Raw genomic sequence first — 13,017 nt, 5'->3', positions numbered from 1 at the left:
CGGACTCCGCCCCCGCACTCACGCGGCCCCCGTCCGGGGGCTAGTCCACCTCGGCGACCGCCTGGGCGAACTGCGCCTCGTACAGGCGCGCGTACGCGCCCTGCGCGATCAGCAGCTCCTCGTGCGTGCCCTGCTCGACGATCGAGCCGTTCTCCATCACCAGGATCACGTCCGCGTCGCGGATGGTGGAGAGCCGGTGCGCGATGACGAACGACGTGCGGCCGTGCGCGAGCCGCGCCATCGCCTTCTGGATCAGCACCTCGGTACGGGTGTCGACCGAGCTGGTGGCCTCGTCGAGCACCAGGATCACCGGGTCCGACAGGAACGCCCGCGCGATGGTGATCAGCTGCTTCTCACCGGCGCTGACGCCCGCGCCCTCGTCGTCGAGCACCGTGTCGTAGCCGTCCGGCAGGGTGCGGATGAACCGGTCCGCGTGGGCCGCCCGCGCCGCCTCCTCGATCTCGGCGCGCGTGACCTCGCGCGAGGCGCCGTAGGCGATGTTCTCCGCGATCGTGCCGCCGAACAGCCAGGTGTCCTGCAGCACCATGCCGATCCCGCCGCGCAGTTCCTCGCGGGTCATCTTCGCGATGTCCACCCCGTCGAGGGCGATCCGGCCGCCGGTGACCTCGTAGAACCGCATCAGCAGGTTCACCAGCGTGGTCTTGCCGGCGCCGGTCGGGCCGACGATCGCGACCGTCTGGCCGGGCTCCACGGTCAGCGACAGGTCCTCGATCAGCGGCTTGTCCGGCTCGTAGCGGAACGCCACCTTGTCGAGCGTGACCTGTCCGCGGACCGTCTCCGGGCGCTCGGGGACCTCGCTGTCCGGCTCCTGCTCCTGCGCGTCGAGCAGCTCGTACACCCGCTCCGCAGAGGCCACGCCGGACTGCACCAGGTTCGCCATCGACGCCACCTGCGTCAGCGGCATCGAGAACTGGCGCGAGTACTGGATGAAGGCCTGTACGTCACCGATCGACAGGCTGCCCGAGGCCACCCGCAGACCGCCGACGACCGCCACCAGCACGTAGTTGATGTTCGAGACGAAGAACATCACCGGCTGCATGATGCCGCTGACCAGCTGCGCCTTGAACGAGGCCCGGAACAGCGCCTCGTTCTGCTCGGCGAAGACCGCCGCGGACTCCTTCTGCCGGCCGAAGACCTTCACCAGCGTGTGGCCCGAGTACATCTCCTCGACGTGCGCGTTCAGCGCACCCGTGGACTTCCACTGCGCCACGAACTGCGGCTGGGACTTCTTGCCGATCTTCGCCGCGACGACCACCGACACCGGGATCGTCACCAGTGCGACCAGCGCCAGCAGCGGCGAGATCCAGAACATCATGGCGAGCACGCCGACGATCGTCAGCAGCGAGTTGAGCAGCTGGCCCATCGTCTGCTGGAGCGTCTGCCCGATGTTGTCGATGTCGTTCGTGGCCCGGCTGAGCACCTCGCCGCGCTTCTGCCGGTCGAAGTACGACAGCGGCAGCCGCGCCAGCTTGTCCTGGAGCTCCTCGCGCATCCGGAACACGGTGCCGTTCATGATGTGGTTCGACAGCCGCGTGCCGACCAGCATCAGCAGGCCCGCCAGGGTGAAGACCACCAGCGCCCACAGCGCCACGACCCCGACCGCACCGAAGTCGATGCCCCGGCCGGGGGTGAAGTCGGTGCCCGCCAGCATGTCCGCCATGCCGTCCTGGCCCTTGGCGCGCAAGCCCTCCAGGGCCTGCTGCTTGGTGATCCCCTCCGGCATCTGCCGGCCGACGATCCCCGCGAAGACCAGGTCGGTGGCGTGCCCGAGGATCTTCGGTCCGATCACGGTGCAGGTGACGCTGCCGAAGACGGCGGCGACCATGCCCCACAGTTTGGCCCGGTCGTGTGCGATCTGCCGCAGCAGCCGCTTGCCCGAGCCCTTGAAGTCCAGGGACCGCTGGGCCGGCCCCATCATCATCCGTCCTCCGGGCCCGCTCATGCGGCCTCCGCCTCCGTCAGCTGGGAGAGCACGATCTCCCGGTAGGTCTCGTTGTCCGCCATCAGCTCGTGGTGGCGCCCCTCGCCCACGACCCGGCCCTCGTCGAGCACGATGATCCGGTCGGCGTCGCGGATCGTGGCGACGCGCTGGGCGACGATGACCACCGTCGCGTCCTCGGTCTCGCGGGACAGCGCCGCGCGCAGTGCCGCGTCCGTCGCGTAGTCCAGGGCCGAGAAGGAGTCGTCGAACAGGTAGATCTCCGGGCGCTGCACGAGCGTGCGGGCGATGGCCAGGCGCTGGCGCTGGCCGCCGGAGACATTGGTTCCGCCCTGGGTGATCGGCGCGTCGAGGCCGCCTTCGAGCGCGGAGACGAACTCCGCCGCCTGCGCCACCTCCAGTGCGTGCCACAGCTCCTCGTCCGTGGCGTCGGGCTGCCCGTAGCGCAGGTTGGAGGCGACGGTCCCGGAGAAGAGGTACGGCTTTTGCGGCACCAGGCCGACCGTCGTGGCCAGCAGCTCGGGGTCGAGCCAGCGGACGTCCTCGCCGTCGACGAGCACGTGGCCGCCGGTCGCGTCGAACAGCCGGGCGACCAGGCCCAGCAGCGTCGACTTGCCGCTGCCGGTCGAGCCGATGACCGCGGTGGTCTCGCCGGGCCGGGCCACGAGGTCGACCCCGCGCAGGACGGGGGCCTCGGCGCCCGGGTAGTGGAAGTCGGCGCCGCGCAGTTCGAGCACGCCGGTGAGGGAGAGCTCGCGGATCGGCTCGGCCGGCGGGACCACGCTGGACTCGGTGTCCAGGACCTCCTGGACGCGCTCGGCGCAGACCTCGGCGCGCGGCACCATCATGAACATGAAGGTGGCCATCATCACGGCCATCACGATCTGCATCAGGTAGGCGAGGAAGGCCGTCAGCTGGCCGATCTCCATGCCGTTGCCGTCGATGCGCATCGCGCCGAACCAGATGACGGCGACGCTGGAGATGTTCACGACCACGATGACGGTGGGGAACATCAGCGCGAGCAGCCGGCCGGAGGCGAGGGAGACGTCCGTCAGGTCGGTGTTCGCGCCGCGGAAGCGCTCCTTCTCGTACGCGTCCCGGACGAACGCGCGGATCACGCGGTTGCCGGTGATCTGCTCGCGCAGCACCCGGTTCACCACGTCCAGGCGCTGCTGCATCTGACGGAACAGCGGCCGCGTGCGCCACACGATCGCGCCGACCGACAGGCCGAGGACGGGCACGACGGCCAGCAGCACGCCCGACAGCTTCACGTCGAGCGAGAGCGCCATGGCGATGCCGCCGATGCACATGATCGGTGCCGAGACCATCAGGGTGAAGGTCATCAGCACCAGCATCTGGATCTGCTGTACGTCATTGGTCGTACGGGTGATGAGCGACGGCGCGCCGAACTGGCCGAGCTCCCGCGCGGAGAAGCTCTGCACGCGGTCGAAGACGGCGGCGCGGACGTCGCGGCCGAGGGCCGCCGAGGTGCGGGCGCCGTAGTAGACGGCGCCGATGTTGCAGGCCAGCTGGACGACGGAGACGCCGAGCATCAGCGCACCGAAGCGCAGGATGTAGCCGGTGTCGCCGTTGACGACACCCTTGTCGATGATGTCGGCGTTCAGCGTGGGCAGGTAGAGGCTCGCACTGGTCTGCAGCAGTTGCAGCAGGACCAGTAGGGCGATCGGTTTGCGGTACGGACCCAGATGGGTCCGCAGAAGTCGTATGAGCACGCGCAGGCTCCGTGGGAACGGTCGAGGGGGTTCGACCCATCTTCGGCCAACGCTGCGTGCAATCCCCACCGGTTTTCGCAAAGCCCGGTCAAAAGGAGTAGACCGCAGGGCACGGCGCCCAGGACCCCGGCCCGCCCCGCCCGTACGGGACCTACGCCTGGAATGCGCCCGGGTGGATCTGCTCGCGCGTGGCGACGTACTGCTGGCGCACCGCCTGCCAGGCCGGGTACTCCTCGTCCGGCTCGAAGAGCTGCGCCGCCGGACCCGGCCACACCGGCGGGGTGTGCGGGGCCAGCGTCCCCTGCTGCACCCCGAGGGCCCATGCCGCCTGCCGTGCCGCGCCGAGCGCCGCGTAGTCCGCCGGCGCCGGCACGACGATCTGCGTACCGAACAGCCCCGGGGCCGCGGCCTGTACGGCGGGCAGCTCGGCCGCCGCGCCCAGCAGGAACACCCGGCGGATCTCGACCCCGCGCGTGCGCAGCACGTCGAGCGCGTCCGCCAGCCCGCACAGCATGCCCTCGAACGCGGCCCGTGCCAGGTGCTCCGGCTTCATGGAGTCCCGGCGCAGCCCGGTCAGCGTTCCGGCGGTGTGCGGCAGGTTCGGCGTGCGCTCCCCCTCGAGGTACGGCAGGAGGACGAGGCCGTGCGCGCCCGGCGTCGACTTCAGCGCGAGGTCGGACAGCCCCTCCAGATCGGTGCCGAGCAGCTCGGCGGTGCCGCGCAGGGCGCGTACGGCGTTGGAGGTGTTCACCACCGGCAGGTGCATGCCGCCGGCGTCGGCGAGGGAGGTGATCAGGCCGCCCGGCTCCGTCAGCGCCTCGTGGTGCACGGCCATCACCGAGCCGGAGGCGCCCAGCGACACCACCGCGTCGCCGGGGCCGAGGCCGAGGCCGAGCGCGGCGGCCATGGTCTCGCCGGTGCCGGCGGAGATCAGCAGCCCCTCCGGGGTCATCCCGGCGGCCTCGGCCGGCGCGAGGACCTCGGGCAGCAGCGCCATGTGCCCGAGGGCCAGCTCGACCAGGTCGGGGCGGTAGGCGCCGGTGGCGGCGGACCAGTACCCGGTGCCGGAGGCGCCGCCGCGGTCGGTGGTCCGCCGGGCGGGCCGGCCCAGCAGCTGCCAGACCAGCCAGTCGTGCGGGGACATGAGCACCGCGGTCCGCCGGGCCGCGTCCGGCTCGTTGCGGGCGAGCCAGGCGAGCTTGGCCACCGGCTGCGCGGCCTGCGGGACGGACCCGACGGCCTCGGCCCAGGCCTGCCGGCCGCCGAGCGCCTCGGTGAGGTCGGCGGCGGCGACCTGGGCGCGCTTGTCGTTGCCGACGAGGGCGGGGCGGACCAGGGCCCCCTGCGCGTCCAGGGGGAGCAGCCCGTGCTGCTGCGCGGAGACGCCTATGGCCTGGACCCCTTCGAGGAGCCCGTTGCCGGCGGCCTCGCCGAGCGAGAGCAGCCAGGCCTGCGGGTCGGTCTCGTGGGGATGGACGCTCTCGGGATCACCCGCCGGCTGCGGATGGGGCGCGTAGCCCTGGCGCAGTACGGCACCCGTGTCGGTGTCGCAGACGACGATGCGAGTGAAGGCGGAAGAGCTGTCCAGCCCGGCGACTATCCCCATGCGGAGAATTCTGCCGCACGGCGGGCCGGGACCCGCAGCCCGCGGGGCGGCGGATCCCGTGGGAACCAGGGCCGGCCGGGGCCGGCCAGGGCCGTCAGGTGTTGCTCGTGCCCCAGTCGTCGTCGGCGCCGGAGCCGGCCCGGTCGCGCAGCCCGCGCACCCGTCCGGCCAGCGAGGCGGGCACCGCGTGCCCGACCCGGTCGCCGACCGCGGTGAACGCCTTGCCCGCGACCTGCCGGCCGGTCTGCCCGGCGGTCTCGGCCGCGTTCCGCACCACCGGGTTCTGCGCGAGGTCCCGCGCCGACTTCTTCAGCTTCTCGTACCGCTCGCGTCCGGCGCGCGTGCCGAGCACGTACCCGAGGGCCAGTCCGACCACGAACGTGACCTTGTACCGCATGCCTGTCACCCTTCGTCGTGTGGTGCCCGGCCTGCGATCAATACCGATTGGCGGAGCACCCCCCTGCTTGCGCTAATCTATGACTCGCAACGGGCGCTCGCCCCCTGGCCAAGGCCGGAGGTGGGTCGTTCGGCGCAACGCAGCAATCCCCTGTAGCTCAATTGGCAGAGCAGCCGGCTGTTAACCGGCAGGTTACTGGTTCGAGTCCAGTCGGGGGAGCGCGATCCCCTGTAGCTCAATTGGCAGAGCAGCCGGCTGTTAACCGGCAGGTTACTGGTTCGAGTCCAGTCGGGGGAGCGGACGGAAGGGGACCCCGAGCGGGTCCTCTTCTTTTTTTGCCCTGCTCCTGGAACCGGGCAGCCCGAAAACCGGTCTCCTTCAGCAGGCGCAGCCGATCATGCGGGCCCACCCGAGGCAGGAGATCGTATGAGCGGCTATGCTGCGGCAGACGGCGCGCACAGGTGTACGCGCCACGCCGAGAAGGGGCGGTAGCTCAGCCGGTTAGAGCAGCGGACTCATAATCCGTCGGCCGTGGGTTCGAGTCCCACCCGCCCCACCGCAAGCCGCAGGTGCAGAAACGATCGCACCTGCGGCTTCGGCGTTTTCCGGGGAATTCGGGTGCGGGGTGGGACGGTTGTGGCCGTTGTCACAGGCCGGTCGCGTGGGGCCGGGGGCGGGCCGCCACTACCGCCCGGCCTCGGCGGTCTCCCGCGTCCATGCGGCGCAGGCCCTGGGCGCGCTGCTGGAACGCCTGCCCGGCCTGCGGCCGGCCCTCGGCGCCGACCAGCTGGTCTGGCGTACGGGCAACATCAAACGGGTTCCCGAGCGACTGCACGTGCTGTGGTGAGGCCGGGCAGAGCCCCGGCGGTCTGCGTGGGAAGGGTCCGCCGGGGGGTCTGCCGGTCTGAGCCCGGTCTAGAAGTTCTCCGTTTCGTCGGCCAGGTGGTGCAGGACGTCCGTCAGGTTCTGCCGGCGGGCGAAGGCCCTGCGCTGGCGGTGGGCGCCCGAGCCGTCGCGCAGCAGGCCGCCCATGGTCTTCGCCGCGTGGTCCAGCTCGCCGGAGGCCGCCAGTTGCGGGGCGACCCGGTCCAGCAGGGCCTCGGCGAGGTCCGCCGCCGGGAGCTCCGCTCCGGTGTACGGGTCGAGGCCGAAGCCCTCCAGGCCGTCGTGGGCCGCCCGCCAGCGCGCCAGGCGCAGGACGTCGTCCCGTACCGCGGGCTCCGCCCGGTGCTCGGCGATGTCCTGCAGGACGGTGGCCACCAGTGCGCGGACCAGCTCGGCCTGGAGGATGGCCGTGTCGATGTCCGGGGACATGTCGGGCGCCCGGATCTCGAGCGTCGGCCAGTGTCCGGACGGGCGGAGGTCCCAGTAGACCATCTTGGTGTCCAGGGCGGCCCCCGAGTGGAGCAGCGTCTGCACGGCGAGCCGGAAGTGGGCGGTGGAGGTGAAGTGCGGGGGCAGCCCCGCCGAAGGCCAGCCCGACCAGGCCATCGACCGCCAGCTGGCGTGCCCCGTGTCCCGGCCGCCCCAGAACGGCGAATTGGCGGCCAGGGCGATCAGGGTCGGCAGCCATGGTCTGACCCTGTTGGACACGGCTACGGCCGTGTCCACGTCAAAGGTGCCGACGTGGATGTGGCGGCCGCACGAGACGAGCGTGTCGGTGAGCGCGCCGAAGCGGCGGTGCTGCTCCCGCTGGCGCGGCTCGTCGTCGGTCAGGTGCAGGGGCTGCTCCACGGCCACGACCGGCGAGGGAGCGGCCAGCAGCCGGCAGCCGTGCGCGCGGGCCGCCCGGGACAGGGTGCGCCGCAGGGCGGCCAGCTCCTCGCGCAGCTTCGGCGCCGAGTCGGCGACGGGGGTGGAGATCTCCACCTGGTAGCGGGTGCCCTCGGCATGCACTTCGGCGGGCAGGCCTGCGGCGGTCTCGAGGACGAGCGGGGCGGCCGGGACCACCCGGAAGGTGCGGGCGTCGACGAGGAGGAACTCCTCCTCGACCCCGACCGTCAGCGGAGCCGTGCGGGGGACGGGAACGGTGGTGACAGAGGGGACTTCGTTGTCCGCGTTGCCGGTGCTCGTGGTGCTGTTGCCAGGTTCGATCACTACGCCTCCCTGGACATACGAGTCTTTTCATCATGAGCCGAGCAGCGGGCGGGGAGCGCACGCCGATTCAGTCAAATGTCGGTGGCCAGTGGCGCGTTCACGGCAAGGATCCGGCCGCTCCGGTACGCCGGGTCCCGGTGGGGCGACTGTTGCGGGTGCGTGAACGGCGTGAATGGCTCTCAGGCCGCAGCCGGGCCGCCGGTTATCATCCGCTGTGACTGGAACGAGCACGCCGACCCGGCGCCCGACGCGCATACTCGCCGACCTCACCCCGCTGCGCAGCTCGGCCCACTACCGGCGGCTGTGGGTCGGCGGAACCATCTCCTGGATCGGCCAGGCGATGACCGCGCTCGCGATCTCGCTCCAGGTCTACGCCATCACCCGCTCCAGCTTCGCCGTCGGACTCGTCGGACTGTTCACCCTCGTCCCGCTCGTCGTCTTCGGGCTCTACGGCGGGGCCATCGCCGACACCGTCGACCGGCGCAGGCTCGGCCTGTACAGCTCGGCCGGCCTCGCCGCCCTGTCGGTGGTGCTGGCCGCAGCCGCGCTGCTCGAATACCACCGGGTCTGGCTGCTGTACACGATCGTCGCGCTCCAGGCCGTGTGCGGCGCCCTCGCCGGGCCCGCCCGCTCCGCCATGATCCCCCGGCTGCTGCCCGCCGAACAGCTGCCCGCCGCCAACGCCCTGAACTCGGTCACGATGACCTCCGGCACGATGATCGGCCCCATGCTCGGCGGGCTGGTCGTCGGCTGGGCCGGCTACCAGGCCGCGTACCTCATCGACGCCGTCACCTTCTGCGCCTCGCTCTACGCGATGTGGCGGCTGCCGGCGATGCTGCCCGACCGGGAGGGCGGCAAGCGGGGGCGGGCCTCCGTCCTCGACGGCCTGCGCTTCCTCGGGACCCGGCCCAACATCCGGATGACCTTCTTCTCCGACCTCGCCGCCATGGTGCTGGCCCAGCCCAAGGCGCTGTTCCCGGCCATCGCCGTGCTCTGGTACGGCGGCGACGCCCGCACCGTCGGCCTGCTCGTCGCCGCCCCCGCGGTCGGGGCGCTGCTGGGCGGCCTCTTCTCCGGCTGGCAGGGCCGGATCCGCCGGCACGGGCTGGCCATCCTGCTGGCCGTCGCAGCCTGGGGCCTGGCCATCGCCGTGTTCGGCCTGACCCGGAACCTGTGGCTCGGGCTGTTCTTCCTGGCGCTGGCCGGCTGGTCGGACACCATCTCGATGGTCTTCCGCTCCACGATGATGCAGTCCGCCACCCCGGACGAGATGCGCGGGCGCCTCCAGGGCGTCTTCATCGTGGTGGTCGCCGGCGGCCCCCGGCTCGGCGACTTCCTCGCCGGGACCGCCGCCGACCTCGCCTCCCCGGCCGTGGCGATCACCGGCGGTGGCCTCGCGTGCGTGCTGGTGCTGGGCCTGCTCGCCCTGCGCTGGCCCGGCTTCGCCCGCTACGACGCCCGCTCGCCACAGGCGTAGCCGGGGCGGGCGTCCGCTAGTGCTGCGACCCGGTGAACCTTTCCGGTCGCAGCACTAGGCGTCCACGGGTTCGCGGGTGCGGTCGCCGCCCGCGGTGCCGGTGTTGACCGTGCCGGTCGGCTCGAACAGCAGGATGGACACCTCCTCGTCCGCGACCGGGCAGTGCTCCACCCCGCGCGGTACGACGTACAGCTGGCCCGGCCCGAGCACGACCTCGGTGTCGGCGGCGCCGCCGTCGGCGTCGCCGTCGCGCAGGCGGATCGTGAGCGTGCCGCTGACCACGAGGAACAGCTCGTCGGTGTCCTCGTGGGCGTGCCAGACGAAGGCGCCCCGGAGCTTGGCGGCCTTGACCTCGTAGTCGTTGACGCGGGCGATGCGGCGCGGGGCCCACGGCTCGTCGAACCCGGACAGGATCCGGGCGATGTCCACCGGCTGCGGCGCCGGGTGCGGTGCGTTCGCCGGTGAGTCGGTTGGTGCGGCGGTCGGTGCGTTCGTGGTCTTCATGGGGGCAGAGTGGCGGGGCCGGGGCGGGCCGGTCTTGTACGTTCCTGACATGGCCGCGATACGCCCGCGCAGCACCGTCTCCGCCTGGCAGCCGCATGTTCCCGGCATCGCCGAGGTGTTCCACGCCCGGTTCACCGACCACGCCTACCCGGCCCATGTCCACGACACGTGGGCGCTGATGGTCCTCGACGGCGGGCGCGTCGACTTCGCACTGGACCGCGAGCGGCACGGGATCGGGGTCTCGGACGCGGTGGTTCTACTGCCGCCCGGCGTCGTCCACGACGGCCGGACCGTCACCGAGGCGGGCTTCCGCAAGCGCGTGCTCTACCTCGACACGACGCTGCTGCCGGAGCGCCTGGCCGGGGCCGCCGTGGATGCGCCGCTGCTGCTCGACGGGGCGCTGCGGGAACGGGTGCACGGGCTGCACCTGGCGCTGGGCGGGCCGGACGCGCCGGCCGAGCGGTTCGAGGCGGAATCGCGGCTGGCGTTCGTGGGGGAGCGGTTGCGGGAGCGGCTGGCGGGGCGTCCGCCCGGCCCCGGGCCGGATCCGGCCCGGGGGCGCGGGACCGCGGTCCGGCTGCGTGAACTGCTCGACGCCCGGGTGGTGGAGGGGATCACGCTGGCCGAGGCCTCGGCCGTGCTGGGCGGGGTCCACCCCACGCACCTGATCCGCAGCTTCCGCCGTGCTTTCGGGCTGCCGCCGCACGCGTACCTGACGGGGCTGCGGGTGGGGCTGGCCCGGCGGCTGCTGCTCGCCGGGGCGGGACCGGCCGGGGCGGCCGTCGCCGCCGGGTTCTACGACCAGGCCCACCTGACCCGGCACTTCCGGAGGTACGTGGGCACCGGCCCCGGCGCCTTCGCCCGCGCCGGCAGGCCCGGCCACGCCGGCGTCGCGTGAGCGGGGCTCCCCGGACGGAGTCCGGTTGCCGGACGTGCGCCGGGTCTACGCCCGGGGGCGGCGGGTGACGATGCCGCGGGCCACGCCCAGGGTGACCAGGTCCTGGGGACGGATGCGGAGTTGGTCGGCCGTGGCCGGGGCCTCGGACGGGGGGCGCTTGAGGATGGCCGCGGCCAGCTCGGGGGCGATGACGGAGAAGTAGCTGTCGGGCGTGACCCAGGTGTTGCCGGGCGCGGCCAAGGCCAGGGCCCCGCCGGAGCCGCCCTCGCCGATCAGGAGCGTGGTCACCGGCACCGCGGCCGCCGCGACCGCGGCGAACGTGTCGGCGATGGCCGCGCCCGCCCCCGCGTGCTCGGCCGCGGCGTCGTTGGCCGCGCCGGGGGTGTCCACCAGGGTCAGGACGGGGATCCCGAGGCGGTCCGCGAGGCGGATCACGCGGGCGGCCGTGCGGTATCCGGCCGGGCGGGTCGCCGTGCCGCACTGGGCGGCGTACGCGACGGCCCGGCCCTCGCGCAGCCCGAGGCCGCACAGCATGCCGGGGTCCGTGCCGCCCGCCCGGTCGCCGGACAGCGGCAGCCGCAGCGAGAAGTACGCGTCGAGGTAGGCCTCGGCGTGCGGCCGGGCGGGGTGCCGGGCCTGTCGTACGGCGTCCCAGCCGCCGGCCGGTGGCGCGGCGTCGGCGAGCGCGGCCGGCGGATCGACCGGCTCGGCGGAGCGGGGCGCGGCCAGCACGCGCAGCCAGTCGGCCACGACGCCCGGCAGCTCGGCGGGCGGCACGACGGCGTCGACGTGCCCGGCGGCGAACTGCCCCTCCGCGGTGTACGCCGCCGGGTCGGCGTCCGCGGGCCGCACCCGGGACCCGGCGAAGCCGACCTGCGCGCCCGGGAGCGCGAGCACGACGTCCGCCCCGGCGCCGAGGGTGGCCCAGCCGCCGCCGGTGGTGGGGTCGCGGAGCACGGCGATCTGGGGGAGTCCGGCCGCCCGCGTCAGGACGCACTGGCGGGCCACGCGCTGGAGCTGGGTCAGTGCGAGCATGCCCTCCTGCATGCGGGAGCCGCCGGTGGCGATCAGGGAGACCAGGGGGAGGCGGTGCTCGCGAGCGTGGGTGTACGCGGCTTCGAGCCGGTCTCCGGTGCGTTCGCCGAGGGAGCCGCCGAGGAAGCCGAACTCGAAGGAGATGACGGCCGCCCGGCGGCCGCCGATCAGGGCGGTGCCGATGACCACGGACTCCTGCTCGCCGGTCCGGTCCGCGGCGCGGGCACGGGAGGCGTCGTAGCCGGTCCAGCCCAGGGGCCCGTCGGGGGCCGAGTCCCAGCGGGGCGCGGGCAGTTCGGCGAAGCTGCCGGGGTCGGTCACGGAGGCGATGGCCGCGCGGGCCGAGAGGCGGGTCGTCGTCACGGGCTCACCCTAGGGGGTGAACCCGCCAGTTTTGGATCTTGTCGGAGGTCATAGGGGCGGTGCCGGGTCTAGGGCAGGGGGAGGGCGATCTTCACGGCATAGACCGCGACGAGCCCGTAGCCGAGGCGGAAGGTCCACGTCCGGACCTCGGGCGGGATCCTGCGGCCGGCGAGGGCGCCGAGGGCGACGAGGGCCTGCTGCCACAGGAGCGAGGCGACGGCGACCCCCGTGACGAAGGCGCCGGCGGCCGCGGCGGTGTCGAGGGCGGCGGCCTGGGCGGTGGTGAGGGCGGCGAAGTAGAGGGCGGTGGTGGGGTTCACGGCGGTGAGCCCGACGTACCGCCCGAACGCCCTGCCCGCCCCGCCGGCGCGTCGGGTACGGCCGGGCCGGATCCCGGCCACTGCGGCCGGAAGGACAGCGGCTGCGGCCCCGGGCCCGGCCCCGGATCCGGTCTCAGCCCCGGATCCGGCCCCGGCCCCGGGCCCGGCCGCGTCCCTGACCCCGGATCCGGTCCCGGCGTCGGACGCGGATCGGGCGTCGGATCCGGTCCGGGCCTGGGATCCGGCCCCGGCGTCGGCCCCGGGCGAAGGGTCGCCCGGGGGGCCAGCCGGTGGGGCGGGGGCGGTCGCGCGGGTCGCTCCGTACAGGCCGCGGGCCGCGATCGCGAGGAGGGCCGCCGCTGCGATCAGGCGGATCCAGGCTTCGACCGGGCTCACGCGGGAGGCGATCCAGGGGCCCACCGCCGTGGCCAGGGCCGCGTAGCCGAGGTCGACCACCGCGACCCCGGCCCCCGCGGCGACGGCGGTGCGGCGGTCGCGCATCGCCTCCTGGAGCAGCAGCACGCTCATCGCGCCCATCGGCATCGCCACGCCCAGCCCCGCGACCGTGCCCGCCAAGGCGGGAGTCAGTAGTTCCGTCATGGACGGCAGCGTGCGGTGCCCCGCGGC

The 13,017-nt window shown here is 73.5% G+C and carries 11 protein-coding genes and 3 tRNA genes; 6 read left to right on the top strand and 8 right to left on the bottom strand.

Annotation, left to right across the window (positions count from 1 at the left end; all coding sequences use genetic code 11):
• Positions 1 to 40: 40 nt before the first annotated feature.
• From ABZ924_RS06800 to ABZ924_RS06785, 4 genes are all read right to left on the bottom strand, one after another.
• Positions 41 to 1,963 carry an ABC transporter ATP-binding protein gene (locus tag ABZ924_RS06800; RefSeq protein WP_361905148.1) on the bottom strand — a complete coding sequence of 641 codons (1,923 nt, stop codon included), beginning with the start codon at positions 1,961 to 1,963 and terminating at the stop codon, positions 41 to 43.
• Positions 1,960 to 3,693, bottom strand: coding sequence for an ABC transporter ATP-binding protein (locus tag ABZ924_RS06795; protein ID WP_361905145.1), 1,734 nt, complete (start codon positions 3,691 to 3,693; stop codon positions 1,960 to 1,962). Before ABZ924_RS06795 ends, ABZ924_RS06800 begins: the two co-directional genes overlap by 4 nt.
• 151 nt (positions 3,694 to 3,844) lie before the next feature.
• Complete coding sequence (locus ABZ924_RS06790; protein ID WP_361905142.1) at positions 3,845 to 5,299, bottom strand: FGGY family carbohydrate kinase; 1,455 nt, start codon at positions 5,297 to 5,299, stop codon at positions 3,845 to 3,847.
• Positions 5,300 to 5,393: 94 nt separating this feature from the next.
• A complete protein-coding gene (locus ABZ924_RS06785; RefSeq protein WP_361905139.1) occupies positions 5,394 to 5,696 on the bottom strand; it encodes a YtxH domain-containing protein in 303 nt (100 codons plus the stop codon).
• 146 nt (positions 5,697 to 5,842) lie between these two features.
• Between ABZ924_RS06785 and ABZ924_RS06780 the strand changes: the two genes are divergently transcribed.
• The 4 genes from ABZ924_RS06780 to ABZ924_RS06765 all read left to right on the top strand — a co-directional run bounded on the left by ABZ924_RS06780 (position 5,843) and on the right by ABZ924_RS06765 (position 6,543).
• Positions 5,843 to 5,915: transfer RNA gene (locus ABZ924_RS06780), tRNA-Asn, on the top strand.
• Positions 5,916 to 5,920: 5 nt separating this feature from the next.
• A tRNA-Asn gene (locus ABZ924_RS06775) sits at positions 5,921 to 5,993 on the top strand.
• A gap of 185 nt (positions 5,994 to 6,178) precedes the next feature.
• Positions 6,179 to 6,252 (top strand) — tRNA-Ile (locus ABZ924_RS06770).
• An 87-nt stretch (positions 6,253 to 6,339) separates the two neighbouring features.
• The gene (locus ABZ924_RS06765; RefSeq protein WP_361905137.1) at positions 6,340 to 6,543 is read left to right on the top strand and encodes a hypothetical protein; all 204 of its coding nucleotides are present in this window, start codon (positions 6,340 to 6,342) and stop codon (positions 6,541 to 6,543) included.
• A gap of 68 nt (positions 6,544 to 6,611) precedes the next feature.
• Here ABZ924_RS06765 and ABZ924_RS06760 read toward each other — a convergent pair whose 3' ends face one another.
• Positions 6,612 to 7,793: a glutamate--cysteine ligase gene (locus ABZ924_RS06760; RefSeq protein ID WP_361905134.1), complete on the bottom strand. Its 1,182-nt coding sequence runs from the start codon at positions 7,791 to 7,793 to the stop codon at positions 6,612 to 6,614.
• 172 nt (positions 7,794 to 7,965) lie between these two features.
• Here ABZ924_RS06760 and ABZ924_RS06755 point away from each other — a divergent pair, with 172 nt between their 5' ends.
• Positions 7,966 to 9,270 (top strand): MFS transporter, encoded by a 1,305-nt coding sequence (locus ABZ924_RS06755; RefSeq protein WP_361905132.1) that lies wholly within the window; start codon positions 7,966 to 7,968, stop codon positions 9,268 to 9,270.
• A 54-nt stretch (positions 9,271 to 9,324) separates the two neighbouring features.
• Here ABZ924_RS06755 and ABZ924_RS06750 read toward each other — a convergent pair whose 3' ends face one another.
• Positions 9,325 to 9,774, bottom strand: coding sequence for a cupin domain-containing protein (locus ABZ924_RS06750; RefSeq protein WP_361905129.1), 450 nt, complete (start codon positions 9,772 to 9,774; stop codon positions 9,325 to 9,327).
• Between the two features lie 49 nt (positions 9,775 to 9,823).
• Here ABZ924_RS06750 and ABZ924_RS06745 point away from each other — a divergent pair, with 49 nt between their 5' ends.
• Positions 9,824 to 10,672 (top strand): AraC family transcriptional regulator, encoded by an 849-nt coding sequence (locus ABZ924_RS06745; RefSeq protein WP_361905126.1) that lies wholly within the window; start codon positions 9,824 to 9,826, stop codon positions 10,670 to 10,672.
• A gap of 45 nt (positions 10,673 to 10,717) precedes the next feature.
• Here ABZ924_RS06745 and ABZ924_RS06740 read toward each other — a convergent pair whose 3' ends face one another.
• Positions 10,718 to 12,070, bottom strand: a complete 1,353-nt coding sequence (locus ABZ924_RS06740; RefSeq protein ID WP_361905123.1) for a carboxyl transferase domain-containing protein — start codon at positions 12,068 to 12,070, stop codon at positions 10,718 to 10,720.
• A gap of 68 nt (positions 12,071 to 12,138) precedes the next feature.
• The gene (locus ABZ924_RS06735; RefSeq protein ID WP_361905120.1) at positions 12,139 to 12,990 is read right to left on the bottom strand and encodes a LysE family transporter; all 852 of its coding nucleotides are present in this window, start codon (positions 12,988 to 12,990) and stop codon (positions 12,139 to 12,141) included.
• Positions 12,991 to 13,017 lie beyond the last annotated feature (27 nt).

It is taken from the genome of Streptomyces sp. NPDC046876 (assembly GCF_040645035.1).
Taxonomy (GTDB): Bacteria; Actinomycetota; Actinomycetes; order Streptomycetales; family Streptomycetaceae; genus Streptomyces.
Note: the sequence above shows the minus strand (reverse complement) of the source record. Positions and strands in the feature narration are given on the sequence as shown.

What these genes read in the sequence shown, in the direction of transcription:
- ABZ924_RS06800 (WP_361905148.1), bottom strand. Translation starts at nt 1,963, where the DNA reads ATGAGCGGGCCCGGAGGACGGATGATGATGGGGCCGGCCCAGCGGTCC.
- ABZ924_RS06790 (WP_361905142.1), bottom strand. Translation starts at nt 5,299, where the DNA reads ATGGGGATAGTCGCCGGGCTGGACAGCTCTTCCGCCTTCACTCGCATC.
- ABZ924_RS06785 (WP_361905139.1), bottom strand. Translation starts at nt 5,696, where the DNA reads ATGCGGTACAAGGTCACGTTCGTGGTCGGACTGGCCCTCGGGTACGTG.
- ABZ924_RS06755 (WP_361905132.1), top strand. Translation starts at nt 7,966, where the DNA reads ATGGCTCTCAGGCCGCAGCCGGGCCGCCGGTTATCATCCGCTGTGACT.
- ABZ924_RS06750 (WP_361905129.1), bottom strand. Translation starts at nt 9,774, where the DNA reads ATGAAGACCACGAACGCACCGACCGCCGCACCAACCGACTCACCGGCG.
- ABZ924_RS06745 (WP_361905126.1), top strand. Translation starts at nt 9,824, where the DNA reads ATGGCCGCGATACGCCCGCGCAGCACCGTCTCCGCCTGGCAGCCGCAT.
- ABZ924_RS06735 (WP_361905120.1), bottom strand. Translation starts at nt 12,990, where the DNA reads ATGACGGAACTACTGACTCCCGCCTTGGCGGGCACGGTCGCGGGGCTG.